Origin of the sequence: Wenyingzhuangia marina, assembly GCF_900130035.1 — a bacterium.
GTDB lineage: Bacteria > Bacteroidota > Bacteroidia > Flavobacteriales > Flavobacteriaceae > Wenyingzhuangia > Wenyingzhuangia marina.
This window is the reverse complement of the sequence record NZ_FQXQ01000002.1, coordinates 1-17,362: the sequence shown is the minus strand read 5'-3', so window position 1 is coordinate 17,362 and position 17,362 is coordinate 1. Positions and strand designations below refer to the sequence as shown.

At 31.9% G+C, this 17,362-nt stretch carries 10 protein-coding genes and 1 pseudogene; all 11 read right to left on the bottom strand.

From position 1 onward, the window contains the following. Window positions 1-67: 67 nt before the first annotated feature. Window positions 68-1,795, bottom strand: coding sequence for a glycoside hydrolase family 43 protein (locus BUB70_RS04150; protein WP_084730171.1), 1,728 nt, complete (start codon window positions 1,793-1,795; stop codon window positions 68-70). Window positions 1,796-2,018: 223 nt separating this feature from the next. Further along, the gene (locus BUB70_RS04145; RefSeq protein ID WP_073118646.1) at window positions 2,019-3,392 is read right to left on the bottom strand and encodes a glycoside hydrolase family 43 protein; all 1,374 of its coding nucleotides are present in this window, start codon (window positions 3,390-3,392) and stop codon (window positions 2,019-2,021) included. 6 nt (window positions 3,393-3,398) lie between these two features. Then, window positions 3,399-5,360: a glycoside hydrolase family 97 protein gene (locus tag BUB70_RS04140; RefSeq protein WP_229742962.1), complete on the bottom strand. Its 1,962-nt coding sequence runs from the start codon at window positions 5,358-5,360 to the stop codon at window positions 3,399-3,401. Then, on the bottom strand, window positions 5,342-6,685 hold the full coding sequence (locus BUB70_RS04135; protein ID WP_073118644.1) for a glycoside hydrolase family 43 protein: 1,344 nt from the start codon (window positions 6,683-6,685) through the stop codon (window positions 5,342-5,344). The genes BUB70_RS04140 and BUB70_RS04135 overlap by 19 nt, the downstream gene beginning before the upstream one ends. Before the next feature lie 77 nt (window positions 6,686-6,762). Next, window positions 6,763-6,993: a hypothetical protein gene (locus BUB70_RS04130; RefSeq protein WP_073118641.1), complete on the bottom strand. Its 231-nt coding sequence runs from the start codon at window positions 6,991-6,993 to the stop codon at window positions 6,763-6,765. 6 nt (window positions 6,994-6,999) lie between these two features. Further along, a complete protein-coding gene (gene xyl3A, locus BUB70_RS04125) occupies window positions 7,000-9,618 on the bottom strand; it encodes a xylan 1,4-beta-xylosidase (protein ID WP_073118639.1) in 2,619 nt (872 codons plus the stop codon). Window positions 9,619-9,641: 23 nt separating this feature from the next. Continuing rightward, a complete protein-coding gene (locus BUB70_RS04120) occupies window positions 9,642-11,201 on the bottom strand; it encodes a glycoside hydrolase family 43 protein (RefSeq protein ID WP_143155240.1) in 1,560 nt (519 codons plus the stop codon). Window positions 11,202-11,214: 13 nt separating this feature from the next. Beyond that, window positions 11,215-12,180: a glycoside hydrolase family 43 protein gene (locus BUB70_RS04115; RefSeq protein WP_073118635.1), complete on the bottom strand. Its 966-nt coding sequence runs from the start codon at window positions 12,178-12,180 to the stop codon at window positions 11,215-11,217. 14 nt (window positions 12,181-12,194) lie between these two features. Continuing rightward, window positions 12,195-14,411 carry a glycoside hydrolase family 127 protein gene (locus BUB70_RS04110; protein WP_143155239.1) on the bottom strand — a complete coding sequence of 739 codons (2,217 nt, stop codon included), beginning with the start codon at window positions 14,409-14,411 and terminating at the stop codon, window positions 12,195-12,197. Window positions 14,412-14,541: 130 nt separating this feature from the next. Then, entirely contained in the window at window positions 14,542-17,004 is a 2,463-nt protein-coding gene (locus BUB70_RS04105) for a glycoside hydrolase family 95 protein (RefSeq protein WP_073118633.1), read from the bottom strand. Between the two features lie 263 nt (window positions 17,005-17,267). Continuing rightward, window positions 17,268-17,362 (bottom strand): annotated as a pseudogene (locus BUB70_RS14015) (fructose-6-phosphate aldolase); the annotation flags it as partial.

The window sequence follows — 17,362 nt, the reverse complement described above, 5'->3', positions numbered from 1 at the left end:
TGATAGAGAGAAACCTAAACGAAAAAGGCTATTTATAGCGCACTATAAATAGCCTTTTATTTAATAATTATTTAGGTTGTGCATCATTTGCAGAAGTAGCGTAAAGCCCTAATAAAGCTCCTGTAAAACCACCTGCAACATCAGTAGACAAAATATCTCCAGAAACTGTTCCTCCAAGGTTTTTAAAATCAGTTTCTTTTGATGAAGAGTAATTAAACTCATATTTATCTCCATTAGCTTTTATTTGAAGTGTTATGGGCTTTTTTATATCTATTTTAGTACTTGCTACTAGTTCAGAAATAATTGTACCTCTACGTCTTGGCCATGAATTTTTCTGTAATACTATATAATAATCTTTGTCTTTTTTGGTAATACCAAATACATAATTAGACCCTTCGTTCTGTAGTGCAACAACACCTGCTAAATCTTTTTCAGATTTTGGCTTATAATTTAAAGTTGTGGTAAATGAAAACACATTATGTTGCTGTCTGTAAAAAAGAGTTGATGTTGGTTTTACTTCTTTTATATTCGTATCAAACGGATTAATTTGTAATCCTTTTTTACTTGTTTTTATAAAGCTTTCACGAGGTCCTCTTAATCCAATCCAACGATAATCTAATTTTTCTGATGTAAAATCATCTGTAAACGTAAAATTACCATTAGGGAAAAATCCATTTTTTCCAGTATTATTTTCAACACCTTTAGGCATTTTTAATTTCGGTTCTAATGGAACCAATCCATTTTCAAACACAGGGAATTCTCCAGACCAATCTACTGGTAAAATAAAAGTCTCACGACCTGTATTTACCCTATTTTCTTCATTTGGTCGTACTGCTAAGAAAACACCGTAATATTTATTATCTGGTCCTAATACCAGATCAGCATGTCCAGCCCAATCTACTTTATTATCTCTATCTCTTCCAAAATATCTTTGAGTAAGAATAGGATTGCTAGGAGCAGGAATAAACGGTCCTTTTGGACTATCACTCTTAAAGATTACTTCGCTGTGCCAACCACCTGTACCTCCTTGTGCACACATTAAGTAATAGCTACCATCTTTTTTATAAAGATGAGGGGCTTCAATCCAGATAGGTTTTTTAGTGATATCAGTTCCTCCATCAACAATAACTTTATCAGTTCCTGGAATTACTTTATCATTTTCAACATCATATTCCCACACTTTAATCACACGGTGTCCATTATATAATTCTTTTCCTTGAGCAGGTGCATCGTTATGAACAACATAACCTTTTCCATTATCATCAAAGAAAATAGATGGATCTATCCCTCCAAAATCTAATTTAATTGGATCTCCCCAACCCTTCATCGGATCTTTTGTTTTAACAATTATATTCCCTAGTCCTCCTGAAAAAGCAGTAACAATCATATAAAAAGTATCGTTGTGTGGATTGTATGTAATTCCTGGGGCATACACTCCTCCACTGATTCCAGTATCATGAGGATTGAATTTAGAGACATCATTTAAAACTCCTCCTAAATCTGTCCAGTTTACCAAATCTTTAGAATGAAAAACTGGGACTCCAGGAAACATTGCAAATGAAGAACAGACCATATAATAGTCATCTCCTTTTCTGGTAATAGCGGGGTCTGGATAACACCCTTGTAAAATTGGAGTATAAAATTCATCCGAGTTTAAAGGATTCTCTTTATAAACTTTATCATCCCCCTTGTATTCAAAATTTGTGAATAGTGGGGTTTTATTCTGACCATTTACTCCTGTATAAAACAGCATAGTCATCATCATAAACAATAGTAGGTTTTGTCTTTTTTTCATTAGGCTTATTATTAATTATTTATTTTTTATTTTTTAATCTTTTTATTTAGTTGCAATAGCAGTTCTACACAACCGATTGTTTTTATTTACGAAAATATGATATATTATCGTATTAATCATAATTAAATTTATTTTATATAGTGTTTTGTTAATAAAAAACAGATAAAACTGATATATTATTATTTTTAGGCAAATACACTAAAAAACTAAATTCAATATTCTTTTATTCATTTTTTTGAAACATCCAATAATCAAAAAACATTATCTGATTGGCGGCTTTACCTTTAAAAACAAAATATAGATCATGAATTCCCGAAACTTCTTTTACATCAATAGTTCTTAATGCCCATCTATCATTCCCTCCGGTCATCGGCACATTTATAGTTCCTATTAATTGACCATCTTTACTATCTAATCGTACCTCCATAGATACATTTCCATTATGCGTAGTTCCAACTCTTGCAATAAATTTTGAAGCACCTTCTTTTCTGAAGTCTACGGTTTTAACCTTTATAAAACTGTTGTTATAATTTGCTGTAACAAAATTACCTACAACATTATTTTCCATTGATTTTACACCTTCTGACCAAGCAATGGTTTCCGCTTCATTTTTAACATATGGATTTAAAGGTTTTAGACTTTCTTTAATACCACTTGTCATATTCATAGGCACAATAGTACCATTTTTATTAAACTTAGCTTCTTCTACACAAACAGAACGTGTAAATCCACCTCCACCAGGCAAAGCTCCATTATGATAAAAAAAGTAAGTTTTACCTTTAAAATCAATTATCCCTGGATGATTGGTGAAAGAAGTTCCTTGCGTTGGCATTAACTTTCCTTGATATTTCCAAGGCCCTACTGGGCTTTTACTTGTTGAATATCCTATATGCTCTGATATGGGTCCACCTGCAAAAAGTAAATAGTACAAATTGTTTCTTTTGTAAAGCCAAGGTCCTTCTTCATAAGTTGTTGGCCTTCTTGGATTTTCTTTACCTTCTCTTTTTCCAAAGGCTTTTTCTGTATTAGGAAATTGTTTTATTTCTCCTTTGTAAGAAACCATGTCTTCATTAAGTTTTACATAATAACATACAGGATTTCCCCACAGTAAATATGCCTGACCATCATCATCTATAAAAACTGTAGGATCAATATCAGCATTACTATTTTGTATTAAAGGTTTTCCTAAAGGATCTATAAAAGGACCATAAGGAGAATTTGAAACAGCTACTCCAATACCGTTTTTCCCATTCCTATCAGTAACCGGAACATACATGTAAAACTTTCCTCCTCTTTCTATACATTGAGGTGCCCAAGCATTAATTTTTGCCCAATCAAAAGCTTTGTATGATAATACTGTTCCGTGATCTGTCCAATTAACCATATCTTCTGTAGTATATAGTCGCCAATCATTCATGGTAAACCAAGTTGATCCATCTTCATCATGACTTGTATATAAATATACTTTATCATTATAAACCATTGGTGCTGGATCTGCTGTATAAGATGTTTGCACAATTGGATTTTGAGCCGTGGCTATTGAACAGTGCAAACTAAACAAAATAACGACTAAAAATAGTTTGATAAAATCTCTCATTCTTTTTTATTTTGTTAAAACAAATCCTCCTTTAGGTTGAATTGTTATTGATAATTCTCCTTTTTTAGAAACATCTACATTAGATTGATATGTTTCTCTATTTTTATTATCATTATACATTATTAAAGTTTGCCCTTTAAGCATTGGCAACTTTAGTTTTATTTTTTTGGCTTTATCCTCTGCATTTACAGCTGCTACATACCATTTATTTCCATGTCTTCTTGCTATCACACTATATTTTCCAGGGTATCCATCTATAAATTTGGTTTCATCCCAAATGGTTGGAACCTCCTTCATAAAATCTAACTCAAAATCTGGTACATCATTTAAGTTATTTGGCGTTAATGCAAACATTTGAACTGGGTTTTGAAACAAAACTGCCGTGGCTAATTGAAAAGCATCTGTAGTTAAACGTTTTTGTCCTTTGCTATTTCCTTTGTTTAAGTATTTATTTAACAAAACACCTCCAAATTCCATACTCCCAACAGCGTTTCTTATGAATGGATGTAATGAAGCATAATAAGCTTCTTTTTCTCTAACATCTTGAGAAAAAATAAGCATTTCTGAAGCCAATACAGCTTCACTACCAACATAGTTAGGATACATTTTTTCCCAACCTCTAGGAAGTGTTGTTCCATGAAATATAATCATCAATCCATAATCATTAGCATCGGAAAGAATATCCTCATACAAACGCATAGTCTCTTGCTTATCCCCTCCAAAAAAGTCTACTTTTAATCCTTTAACACCAACTTTTTTAAGCCATTTCATTTCTTCTTTTCGGGCAATGGCTGTATTCATTTTATTTAATGGTGTCATAAAAGCATCGTTAGCCGCTCCATTTGAATTATACCATAGAAAAACATCAACTCCTTTAGCGTTTGCATATTTTATAAGTGATTCCATTTTTTCATATCCTATCCTTTCATCCCACCAAGCATCAATCAGAATATATTCATAATTCATAGCAGCTGCTAAATCTATGTACTTTACTTGATCTTCATAATTCATACTGTTGTCTTGCCACACAATCCAACTCCATGTTCCACGTCCATATTTATACTCTTGAGAAGGCTTGTATAAAGGCTCTACAACATCAAAAGGTATGGTAGTTTCTACTATAGGCTCTAAGGTTTCTCCTACTGTAACAGTTCTCCACGGAGTAACACCAGGAAGTCCAATTTGAGCTCCAACACTTCCAAAACCATCATTTTCTTTTTCGTTAGGATATGTTACAGTATAAACTCCATTTGAATAAGCGCTTAAATGAGAAGCACAGTATTGACTATTCACTCCTGTTTCTGAAATTAATGCCCATCCATGATCACCAATACGAAATAACCCTGGAAAAACGTAACCTTCTTTAGAGGTATTACTCTCCATTGAGGCATCTACAACATAACCACTTTCATAACTTGGGGCTGTTCTAGCAAACCCTGACATTGGATTCATCATTGATGAAAGGAAAGAAGTGGTAACACTTGGAAATTTATAACCTGTTGTTTCTTTTTTGATGATACAAGTTCTTGTATCTCCCCATTTTGAAAGTTCATATCTAAAAGCAACATCATTATCACTTACTTGAAATAAAATAGCCATTTCTTTTTCATCACCATTTTGTAAAGTAACTTTTAATGTGTTTGCCTTATACTCAATATTTGATTGCTTTATTTTAACTTGATTATATTGTTTGTTAACTTCTCCTTTAGTTGCTTTAACAAAGTTGATGTCTTTACTAAAATCACCACTATTAGTTATAAATCCCAAAGGAGAATCTTCTAAAATCTGCTTCCCTTTATAGTTTATAGAATAATTCGGAATTCCTTTATTTAATGTAAAAGTGACTTCTAAATTTTTATCCGGACTTAATATTTTTTCTGTTTTTTGAGAAAAAACAACAGTAGATATTAATAAACAGCTTAGTAGGTATATATATTTCATCTTAATTTTTATTTCTTGAATTTCCATTTATCTATGTTAAATAATTGCTCCTGCGTATCTCCTTTAAAAACCAAGTATAAATCATGAATTCCACTTACTTTTTTTATTTTAGTTTTAAATGATTCCCATGACTCTTTGTGATTAGATTTTATATTACAAACTCCTAATAAATCTCCATCTTTATCATCTATTCTAATCTCAATTACACCTCCAGACAAGGGCATTGCATCAACTTTAAATTGTTTTGCTCCTTTAGAAAAATCTACTTCTCTAATTTGAATATAATCTCCATTGTGGATTTGAGTAACATAAATTCCTAACTCTTTACTTTTATCTGTTTTAACGCCTTCACTCCAAGCCATTGTCTCAGCTTCTACCCCCATAAATGGATTAACAGTACCTGCAGGTGCTGGCCCATTAACAGACCAATATGGTAATGTTTCTATTTCCCCTTTTTCATTATAAAATATCTCATCCATATCTACGGAACGTCTTTCATAAAATGTAGAAGTTTCTCTTTTTATAAGATCATAACTATGTCCAAAACAATATGATTTTCCCTTATAATCAATAATTCCAGGATGATTTCCTCTTGTTTTTTCACTCGCTTCTACCACCATTCCTTTATACTCCCATGGTCCTGTTGGTGAATCACTCATTGCATATCCAATTCCTTCTGGACAGCAAGTTGAAGCATAAGACATGTAATAGTGTCCATTTCTTTTATAAACCCATGGTCCTTCTTGATAATTTGCTGGTTTTGTAGGCTCTTTTACTATTTCTCCCGAAGTAGAAATCATATCGTTATTTAATTTCACGTAATATACATCTGGATTTCCCCAGTATAAATAAGCTTGTCCGTCATCATCAATAAAAGGTGATGGATCTATATCATTCCAAACATGATCAGAATCTATTAATTTTTTCCCGATAGGATCCTTAAAAGGTCCATATGGACTATCTGAAACCAAAACTCCAATACCACCTCCATGCATTGGACAATACATATAAAATTTACCATTACGTTCTATGGTTTGAATAGCCCATGCTCCATTATCTTGTCTAGCCCAACTAAAATCTTTTAGTGAAGCAACAATACCATGTTCTGTCCAATTTACCATATCTGTTGATGTATAAAGTAACCAGTCTAACATTTTAAAACCTTTGGCATCATCTTCATCATGTGATGTATAAAGAAATACAGTATCATTATAAACCATTGGTGCTGGATCTGCTGTATATTTTGTTTGAATGATTGGTTTTTGCTTAATATTGTTCTGAGCTATTCCTTTAAAAGCTAAGATTGTAGACAAACAAAATGTAATCATTAAACTTGTTTTTTTATTGTGCATTATAGTAATTTTTAAAAATTATTTTTCTTTATGTATGAATTAAAGTTCTAATTATCCGTCTATATTAAACGAACGTTTTAAACTTGACTTGTATTTGTATTAGGCAAGGACTGAAAACAAACTCTAACTTTATCCTTTCCTGATGTCATTAAATTAATTGATGTTAACCCTTCATCTCTAGCGGCTCTCCAAAACTCATCTTGTGAATTCCCAGAATTTGAATACTGTTTTTCCTGTAATTGCACATCAGGAATCATTAAGGATAGACCTAGAATAAGAATTGTTATTTTTTTCTGAATCTTCTTCATTTTATTTTACTGTATTACAACTCTATTTATTTTTAAGTCTTTACTATCTGAACTGTTACCGTAATAAATTTCATATTCATCAGCAGTAACATTCATTTTCATAGTATTCCAGTCATAAAATTCAAATGAAGAATATGGTAATACAATCGATATATTTTCTGTTTTTCCTCCTTTAACAAATACTCGTTTATAAGCTCTTAACGTTTTTATTGGACCGTCTTTATCACTTACTTTACGAATATAAACTTGTACAATTTCAGTCCCATCCTGATTACTTACATTACTTACAGGAATTGTTAACTTAAGAGATTGGTTTTGTTTTAAACTTAATTGATTTTGTTTTGCTTCACCTATTTTAAAATCAGAATAATTTAATCCATAACCAAATGGAAATAAAACATCTTCTGTGTATCGATATGTTCTTCCTTTCATTGAATAATCTTCAAAATCACCTAAGTTATCTGAATTTTTATAAAAAGAAATAGGCAGTTTTCCGGACGGATTATAATCTCCAAAAAGAACATCTGCAACTGCTTGTCCTCCAGACTCCCCACCATACCAAGCTTGAAGAATAGCATCACAATGTTTCGTTTCATCAGCTAGAGCAATTGCAGAGCCTGAACAGTTAACAAAAACAATGTTTTTACCTGCATCTTTTAACGCCTTTAAACATTTTTTTTGAACAGATGGAAGTTCAATATGAGTACGATCTCCCCCTTTAAAACCAGGATAAGATACTGGCATTTCTTCTCCTTCTAATAAGGTGGAAAGTCCTCCAACATATACAACCGTATCAATACCTTTTAATTTTTTAATCAAACCACTAAAATCGATATCATATTCTTTACCAAAATCAAATTCAAGATTCGCTTGCCAATTGTTAGATTGCGCAAAAAGAATTTCAATATTATAGGTTTTACCCGCTTCTACCTTAAATGGAATCCTTCCAGGTATGGTACGCCAGTTTGTATATTTTGTAATAGATTTTCCATTCACAATTAACTCAAAAACTCCAGTAGCACCCGTTTTAAAAACCAATTCATCGCTTTCTGTAGCTACAAACGCACCTTCATATTTTCCCGAAAACCCTTCTAACTTTACACCCGAAGCAAATTCATGCTGACCAGCAGTAGTTAATTTTAAGGGGTTTATTATTTGATTAGTTGTAACAATATCTCCCGTTCTATCAGGAGTGTTCCAATAAGTTGCTTTAAATCCTTTCTTTCCATCAAAAGTAATTTTTGAAAAGTAGCTTGTCGTTACTTTATCATCAACCAAATCACTAGCTTTATCATAAAAAATATTATTTTCTGACACTTTTGATTTTATCCCGTCAAGAATAGTAACCGTTTGATTAGGTGTTCCATTATAATTTCCCCACAACATAGGTTTATCATCTGCATTAGGTCCTATAACAGCTATTTTTTTTGTTGATTTTTTTAATGGTAGAATATTATTGTTATTCTGAAGAAGTGTCATCGATTTTCTAGCCATTTCAAGAGCCAATTGTTGATGTTCTTTATTATTTAAAACAGATGCAGGAATTTGAGCCCATGGTACAATAGCATCATCATCCATTTCTCCTAAATCAAAACGACCAATTAAAACACGTTTTAAACTTTTATCGATATCTTCTTCTTTGATTATATCTTTTTTTACTGCTTCTGGCAACGTTTTAAAAGGATATTTTTCCCAAACACACTCTACGTCTGTCCCTGACAATACTGCTTTAGCAGCTGCATGAGTCGCATCCGAAGATACATTATGAGTTGTATAAAAGTCTGTTACTGCCCCACAATCAGAAACTACTAAATATTTGTATCCCCATTCATCACGTAAAATACGTTGTAATAAACGAGTACTACCACAACATGGCTCATCATCCAATCTTTGATAAGCACACATCACCTGTCGTACGTCTGCATCTTGCACTAACGACTTAAATGCAGGCAAATAGGTTTCGTATAATTCTCGGGGATTAATGTTATTTAAATTTAGCTCATGTCTACTCCACTCAGGACCAGAGTGCACTGCAAAATGTTTAGCACAAGCCAGTAGTTTTTTATATTTAGCATCATCAGGACCTTGTAACCCTTTAACCACAGAAACTCCCATTAATGAAGTTAAATAAGGATCTTCACCATAAGTTTCTTGACCACGTCCCCAGCGAGGATCTCTAAAAATATTTACATTTGGAGTCCATACAGAAAGACTTAAAAAACGCTTGTTTTCATTCCCATCTTGAATCCATTGGTTATATTTCGCTCTAGCTTCATCAGAAACAGCATCAAACACTTTGTAGACTAATTTTTCATCAAAAGAAGCAGCCATTCCAATAGGTTCTGGAAAAACAGTAACATTATCATTATTCGCATAACCGTGTAATGCTTCACTCCACCAATTAAACTTTTTAATGCCTAATCTCGGAATGGCATCAGATTGATCACACATTAAAGTTGCTTTCTCTTCAATGGTTAATCTAGAAATTAAATCTTCAGCCCTTTCTTCAGAACTTAAATTAGGATTTTGAAAAGGTAATTTTTGGGCACATATACTTGTTACACATAATATGCATGTTATAAAAAAGTATACATTAATTTTTAGGTTACAAAAAAAACGATTCATTGATAAGCTATTTTAAATGAGTTTTATTCTGATATTTTATCAGAAATATTGAAATAATCAAAATCTACAAATCCACCTATTTGTTTTGTAGCATAATTAAACAATCCAAATCTGTATCCCATAAAATGCGGTAATGTATAAGGTAGTTTAATTAGATCACCTAAAGACTCCCATTTTTTACCATCAAGACTGTAATAAAATTGTCCTGAATCTTTTTGATTTTTAAAATCACATTCTGCTTTAAAATAAACTTGATTTTGTTTTAATGGAATACTTCCTAGTTCTTTTTCGGTGCCACTAGCCGCGCTAACCATGATGATTTTTTTTATTCCATTTTCTTTTTTTACAGCAATAAAACCATACTGTTTTTGTAACAAACACAAACCTGAAACATCTCCTTCATTCATGTTACTTACATCTAATAATGTTGTGGCTTTACTTTCTGGTCCTATGGTTCGTTGAGTAAGTGTGTTTTTTGCCTGAACCAATAAAGTATCTACCCTACCTGTTTTTAATCTTAAAAATCCTTTTCTATCTTTTACTGACCATAAATCATTATTTGGATTGTGATTCCATTGCCAAACCAATGGTAAATCTTTTTCATTTTTTTTGCGATCAAAATTGTCTGAGTTTACTATTCCAGGAATCAATCCTTTACTCTTTGGCAAATCAAGCGTTGAAGGGACTTTTCCATTTTCTCCCAAAACTGGCCAATCGTTAACCCATTTTACAGGTACTATATAAGGAATTCTACCAACACCTCCATTGTCTTTAAATAAGTATGAAAACCACTCCCCTTTTGGGGTACTGACTAAACCTCCCTGCGCTACTCCTTTATCTTGTAAAGCAACTCGGCCTTCCCAAGGTCCTGAAAGATTATCTGCTTTGTGAATAATAACTGTTCTCATTCCGCCTCTTGGCCAAGAAATATTGAACAAATAATATTTTCCACGTATCTTAAATAATTGTGATCCTTCGGCGGGTAACATAATATTATCTCCAGAAGGTGCTGTTGCATTTTCTATAAGTACTCTTTTTGTTTCTTCTTTAATATCCGAAAGATCTTCTTTTAACTCCGCAATACTTATTTTTCCAGCTCCCCAAACAATATAAGCTTTGTTATTTTCAAATAAAATAGAATGATCGTGATAAGCAGGTGAAAAAGATATTTTTTTCCATGGACCTTTTTCTATGTTTTTAGTTGAATATATATATGTTTTACCTGTAGTAGCTGCAAAAGTACTTACATAAAAAACACCTTTGTGATAACGCAGACAACTTGCCCAAGATCCTCTTCCATAGGTACTTTTACCATTCTCCAAATTCATGGCATCTACTTCATCTAATCTATCATAAGCATAACTCACCAATTCCCAATTCACCAAATCGTTAGATTTCATAATAGGAACCCCCGGACTCATATGCATGGTAGTACTACTCATGTAATAAGTATTTTCTACTCTAATTATGGATGCATCTGGAACATCTGCATATATTATCGGATTGTGTGCTTTATTATCTTGCCCATAATTGTTAATCGTAAAAAGGATTAAGGCTATCTGAATAAAATATCTAAACTTCATTTTTATGATTGTTTTATTTAACAGGCTTTACACCTTCTTTGGTTTGAACAATTTTTTGAATGGTACCATCTTCATTGTAATACATGTAATCAATACAAATGGAACGTCTATAACTTCCTCCTGTAGGAAGTGTACCATTGTGATACATGAAATATGATTTCCCTTTAAAATCAACAATACCTGGATGTGTAGTAAAACTATTAGGCACGTTTTCTTGAATAATACCTCTATATTCCCATGGTCCTTCTGGACTGGTAGCAGTACAATATTCAATCATCTCTGGCTTTGTACCTACACTAGCATATACTAAATAATACAAATCTTTTCTTTTGTAAACCCACGGACCTTCGATGTAATTTTTAGGTTTAAAATTGGTTATTTCTCCCTCTAGCTCAATCATATTTTCTTTTAATTTCACCATTCTACAGCTTCCATTTCCCCAGTACAAATATGCTTGTCCATCATCATCAATAAACACTGTAGGATCAATATCATCCCAACCATGTTTTAATTCAGTAGTCATTTCGTTTACAATTAAAGCTTTTCCTATAGCATCTTTAAAAGGCCCTGTTGGACTGTCTGAAACGGCAACACCAATGGCTGCTCCACCATTACTGTTTTCATCTTTTTTATGAAATGTAGAAACATACCAATAAAACTTCCCATTTCTCTCAATACATTGTGCAGCATAAGCATCACCCGTTGCCCAAGAAAATGATTTAGGTGATAATGGAGAACCGTGATTGGTCCAATTCACCATATCTTTTGATGAAAAAACATACCAATCAGGCATTTTATAATTGGTATCAGCAACTGTTGCTGTATCATGACTTGTATAAAGATATACAGTTTCGTTATAAACTATTGGTGCTGGATCTGCCGTAAAAATATCTGTTATGATAGGATTCTGAGCAAAAGAACTTCCATACGCTAGCAAGGAAATAAACAAAAGTGAAATTTTAATATTTTTATAATTCATAATCTATATAATTATTAGTTTTTTAATATTCTCAATTCGTAAAATCTTGGTGTTGGCCTGTTGTTAGTTGATGTAATTTTTACTTTTACAATCTCTTCATCACTCAATTTTATTCTTATGGTTTTATCTTTTGTTGAAATAATTTCAGCAGGTTTTTCATTTACAGAAATATTAACATTATCCAGCTTTAATTCATCCAATACTGAAATATCTAAAAATTTACCTTCAGAATTTTTGTTTAAAAATTGATAAAACATATAACCACGAGTACTTCTCCAAAATTTATCATCATAACCAGAAAAACTTTTTTCTCCTTTATATAAATGTCCAACTTCTGGTTGTTGCTCTCCACAATTTACTTTATCAATGGTTTTAGCCTCAAGAGCTGCTGCCTCCAATTCTTGCTGCTTAAGCATGGCTTGCTTTTCTTCATATTCACTAGGACTGTATGTTTGAAAATACATTTGATAACGTGCATCATGTACTTCAAAAAATGGTTGAAGCTCTAAAGAATCTAAACTAAAATGAAGGTTTCCATTGTCTTTTGCTTTTGACAAATAACTGTTTTTCTCACCAACTAAAGCATAAGCTTCATCTAATGGAAAATATTTACCATGAGCTACATGCCCCATACGACTATCATCAGCAAATAAACCATCTAAATTTTGAGTTGAAGTTTTGGCTGCTAATACAATAGGGCCATCAACATAGGCTACCCAATTAGATCCATCAGGCAAATTTTCTAAGTGAGTTGAAGTTTTAAATTTTACAGTAATTTTATCACCTGATTTCCATTTTCTATTAATCGTAATATAACTGGAAGGTTTTCCTTGTATTTTTTGAAGTTTTCCATTTACAAAAACTTCAAAATTTTCTGCCCATTTTGCCTGACGAATATTCACTGAAAATGTTTGCTTCTTTTTAAGTTTTAAAACTAATTCAGATTCATTTTCGTAAGGAAACTTAGTGTTTTGAGTTATGGAAATTCCTTTTTCTTTCCAATTTAAAGTAGATGGAATAAACAAATTAACATACACATCTTTCTCGTTATGGCTATAAATAAGTTCACCGTATTTAGTATGATTTTCTAAACCAGAACCTACACAACACCACATGCTTGTATTAGGTTGCGAATATACTCTGTAATGATTAGGACGAATAGGTGTAAAATATACAAAACCTCCTTTTTCTGGATGCTGACTTGAAAGGATATGATTGTAAAGTGTACGCTCATAAAAATCTAAATAACTTACATCATTATGATCCAAAAACAAAGCTTTACTTAATCGAACCATGTTGTAAGAATTACACGTTTCTGGTCCTTGATTTGATTTTATCATACCACTAAAATCATTAACAGGATTAAAGTGTTCTGCCACACTGTTACCTCCAAAAGCAACACTTCTGGTCTGTGCAACATCATGCCAAAAAAACTTAACAGCTTCCGATAATTCTTTATTATCTGTTAATTCTGCTACTTTTTCATACCCAAGAACTTTAGGAATTTGGGTATTAGCATGCAGTCCTGTTAACTTGTCTTCTTTTTGCAGTAGTGGGTTTAGAAAATTTTTGTGTGTTAATTTCTTAGCTGTATTTAAGTATTCTTTATTTTTTGTAATAATGTATAAATCTGCAAAAGATTCATTAATACCTCCATGTTCAGTCTTTAAAATATTTTGAATTTGCTCATCAGAAAGAGGTTCAATTAAATCAACAAACCAATCCACTAGTTTAACAACAATCATTTTAGCTTTTTCACTTCCAGTAAAACGGTAAGCATCTATTAAACCTGCAAATAATTTATGTATATTATATAAAGGTACCCATGTATTATTTAAGCCAAAACCACTTCCATCTATATCTCCCTTATGTATGCGTTCCCAAAATATTTTTCCTTGTGGTATTCCTCCAACATAACCATTACCATTTTTGTTTTGACAACGCTCTAATTCAGAAAGCATATAGTCTAAACGTGTTTTTAATTCTTGATTATCTGTTGAAGCATATAACATTGCTAAAGCAGATAAATAGTGTCCAGCTATATGTCCGTCTAAGCCTATACTTTCCCAGTTCCCGTAACGATCTTCTTTTGTTGGAAACCCAGCATCTATTAAATATGGAGCTAACAACCTGTCTGGTTCTAAATCAAGAATGTATTTCATATCAACATCTTGAGCATTTTTAAAAGGCCCTTCTGTAATTCTTACTTCTTGTAATTTAAAAGGTTCCATTTGAGCAAAAAATGAACATGGAATTAGTAAAAAAAATAAATAGCTTGAATTTTTAGCTAATAAGGAAATCGATTTATTAAAGTATTTAAAACGCATTTATAATGTTTTGGTTTATAGTATTGATATTTTTCTATTTCATTTTAAAAGTATAAGATCTACCTTTTTGAGTAGGTATATCGTATAGAAATGTTCTTTTTAATTGTATTGGTTGAATATCAGAATCTTTAGAAATGATAGGCTCTTTAATTTCACTAACTACAAAAAAATCATTCTTATTCTCACCAGATGCTTTTTTAAGTTTTTTTCCTGATTTCGATTTGATTTCATTAGGTGTTCTTAATCTTAAGTTGCCTCCTAAAGTTGATGTGATTTTTACAGAAGTTAACTTACCATTTTCCCATATCATATTATCAATGGTAAAACCACCTCTTGTCTTTAATCCACTAATCATACCATTCTTAAAATTATCTGGTAAAGCCGGTATTAAATGTACTGCTCCATCTGAACTTTGCATTAACATTTCTGTAATTCCAGAAGTACAACCAAAGTTACCATCAATTTGAAAAGGTGGATGTGCATCAAAAAGGTTATTATAAGTACCGCCACCACCACGAACAGAACCAAGCGGCATTAACTGGTTTTTAATTAATTGATATGCATGATTTCCATCTTGCATTTTTGCCCACCAATTTACTTTCCAGCCCATGCTCCAACCTGTAGAAACATCTCCTCTTTGTAATAATGTGTTTTTTGCTGCAGCAAAAAGTTTAGGGTTGTTATATGGCGAAATCTGATTAGAAGGATACAATCCATATAAGTGTGAAATATGTCGATGATTATCTGTTGGACTATCAACATCATCTAACCATTCTTGCAACTGGTTATGTTTACCTATTTGCATAGGCGGTAACCTTTTCTTTAATCCTTCTAGTTTTTCAATTAATTCTTTATCCTCTCCTAATGCCTTAGCAGCGTTAATAGTTGTGCTAAAAACATCAAAAACAAGTTGATTATCCATGGTTGATCCAGCTGTTATAGAAGCTCTTTGATGTTCTTCTGGAGCATTTTCAGGAGAATTTCCCGGTGCAATTACCAACCATTTATATTTTGGATGTTCTACTAAAAAATCAACATAAAATTCTGCAGCACCTTTAATTGCAGGGTATACAGATTTTAGATACATTTTATCTCCAGTATATAAATAATGTTCCCATAAATGTTGACTTAACCAAGCTCCTCCACCGTTCCAAATTCCCCAAAAAGAACCATCAACGGGACCTGTTATTCTCCATATATCAGTATTATGATGCGCTAACCAACCATCGGCATCGTACATGACTTTTGCTGTTTCTTTTCCTGTTTCGGAAAGTTCCATAATCATTTTTAAAAGTGGCTCATGCATTTCAGAAAGATTGGTTTTCTCAGCTGGCCAATAATTCATTTCTGTATTAATATTAATGGTGTATTTACTATCCCATGCTGGCTTCATACTTCCGTTCCAAATACCTTGCAAGTTTGCTGGTTGTCCACCTGGCTGTGAAGAAGAAATTAATAAATACCTACCGTATTGATAGTATAAAGTAACAAATGATGGATCTTCTGTATCATTAAATTTTTTAAGTCGTTCATCAGTTGGCAATTTAGAAGCATCTGTAGTACCTAAATCAAGTTTCACACGGTTAAAATACTTTTGATAAGCAGCAATATGTTGAGCCTTCATAATTTCAAAATTCTTATCGAAAGCTTTATTCATATAATCTTTAGCTCGCTGATTTTCATCTCCATTTATATCTTTATAATTATTAAAATTAGAAGCAATGGAGACGTGTATAGTAACAGAATTAGCATTTTTAATATTTACTGTATTAGCAGATTTTGTGATATTACCACCATCCGTTTTTATTCTGGCAAGTGCATTAAATTTAACTTTTCCTTCAACACCTTCATGATCACTTGTAGTTCCCCAAAGTGAAAGTTCATTTTTGCCATTAACTTTAATTTCTTGCTTAACATGTTTACTAGTAAGTGATGCTGAAAAAGATAATTTATTTGGTTTATCTGCCGAAAGTTTTATAATCATAACTCTATCTTGAAAAGAAGTAAAAGCTTCTCGAGTATATGTTACTCCATCAACATTATAAGTAGTTTTAGCAATAGCATTTTCAATATCTAATTCTCTGTAATAATTAGAATAATTTTCATGATCTGTAAATGTTAACTCCAAATTCCCTACAGACTGAAACATTTGTCCGTGAGATTTTTTGGTGATTATTTTCTCATTTGCTAAGTTTTCAGCAGCTTTATATTCACCTTTAAAAATAAGCTCTCTAACTTTTGGTAATGCCTCCAAAGCATTTGGGTTATCGTTTCTATTTGGACTTCCGCTCCAAACAGTTCCTTCGTTTAATTGAAAAATATCTTTCTCTACATTTCCATATACCATTGCTCCTTGAAAACCATTACCTATTGGCAAAGCATTTTCCCAAATATTTCCTGAAGAAGTTTTATACCATAACTTTAAATCCTCAGATCCTTGACAAAATATATTTGCAAACGATAAAAACAAAACTATATTCATCAAACTTTTCACCATTATTATTCTCTTTTTTAATTCGATACTTTTCAAAGTGTTGTTTTTACACTTTTAAAAAAACATATGACTTTACCTTGTTTAATTAGATAGAGACCACTATAAAAATAGCAGTCTCTAATAATTACTAACTAAATACTATATATTTTACAATATAACTAAATAAAAAATTAATTATATTATCAAATATACAAATAATACTTAACTAAACAACCGATTGTTTAATTAAGTATTATTTATTATAATAAATTCAAAAACCTTATAACCTAATTCCCTTTTTGGTAATCCGCTAAGAATTGAGCCAATCCGCTATCTGTTAAAGGATGTTTTAACAATCCAGTAATTGATGATAATGGTCCTG

Excerpts from the sequence above, each read along its gene's own strand:
- BUB70_RS04150 (WP_084730171.1), bottom strand. The coding sequence starts at position 1,795 with ATGAAAAAAAGACAAAACCTACTATTGTTTATGATGATGACTATGCTG.
- BUB70_RS04145 (WP_073118646.1), bottom strand. The coding sequence starts at position 3,392 with ATGAGAGATTTTATCAAACTATTTTTAGTCGTTATTTTGTTTAGTTTG.
- BUB70_RS04140 (WP_229742962.1), bottom strand. The coding sequence starts at position 5,360 with ATGGAAATTCAAGAAATAAAAATTAAGATGAAATATATATACCTACTA.
- BUB70_RS04135 (WP_073118644.1), bottom strand. The coding sequence starts at position 6,685 with ATGCACAATAAAAAAACAAGTTTAATGATTACATTTTGTTTGTCTACA.
- BUB70_RS04130 (WP_073118641.1), bottom strand. The coding sequence starts at position 6,993 with ATGAAGAAGATTCAGAAAAAAATAACAATTCTTATTCTAGGTCTATCC.
- xyl3A (WP_073118639.1), bottom strand. The coding sequence starts at position 9,618 with ATGAATCGTTTTTTTTGTAACCTAAAAATTAATGTATACTTTTTTATA.
- BUB70_RS04120 (WP_143155240.1), bottom strand. The coding sequence starts at position 11,201 with ATGAAGTTTAGATATTTTATTCAGATAGCCTTAATCCTTTTTACGATT.
- BUB70_RS04115 (WP_073118635.1), bottom strand. The coding sequence starts at position 12,180 with ATGAATTATAAAAATATTAAAATTTCACTTTTGTTTATTTCCTTGCTA.
- BUB70_RS04110 (WP_143155239.1), bottom strand. The coding sequence starts at position 14,411 with ATGGAACCTTTTAAATTACAAGAAGTAAGAATTACAGAAGGGCCTTTT.
- BUB70_RS04105 (WP_073118633.1), bottom strand. The coding sequence starts at position 17,004 with ATGGTGAAAAGTTTGATGAATATAGTTTTGTTTTTATCGTTTGCAAAT.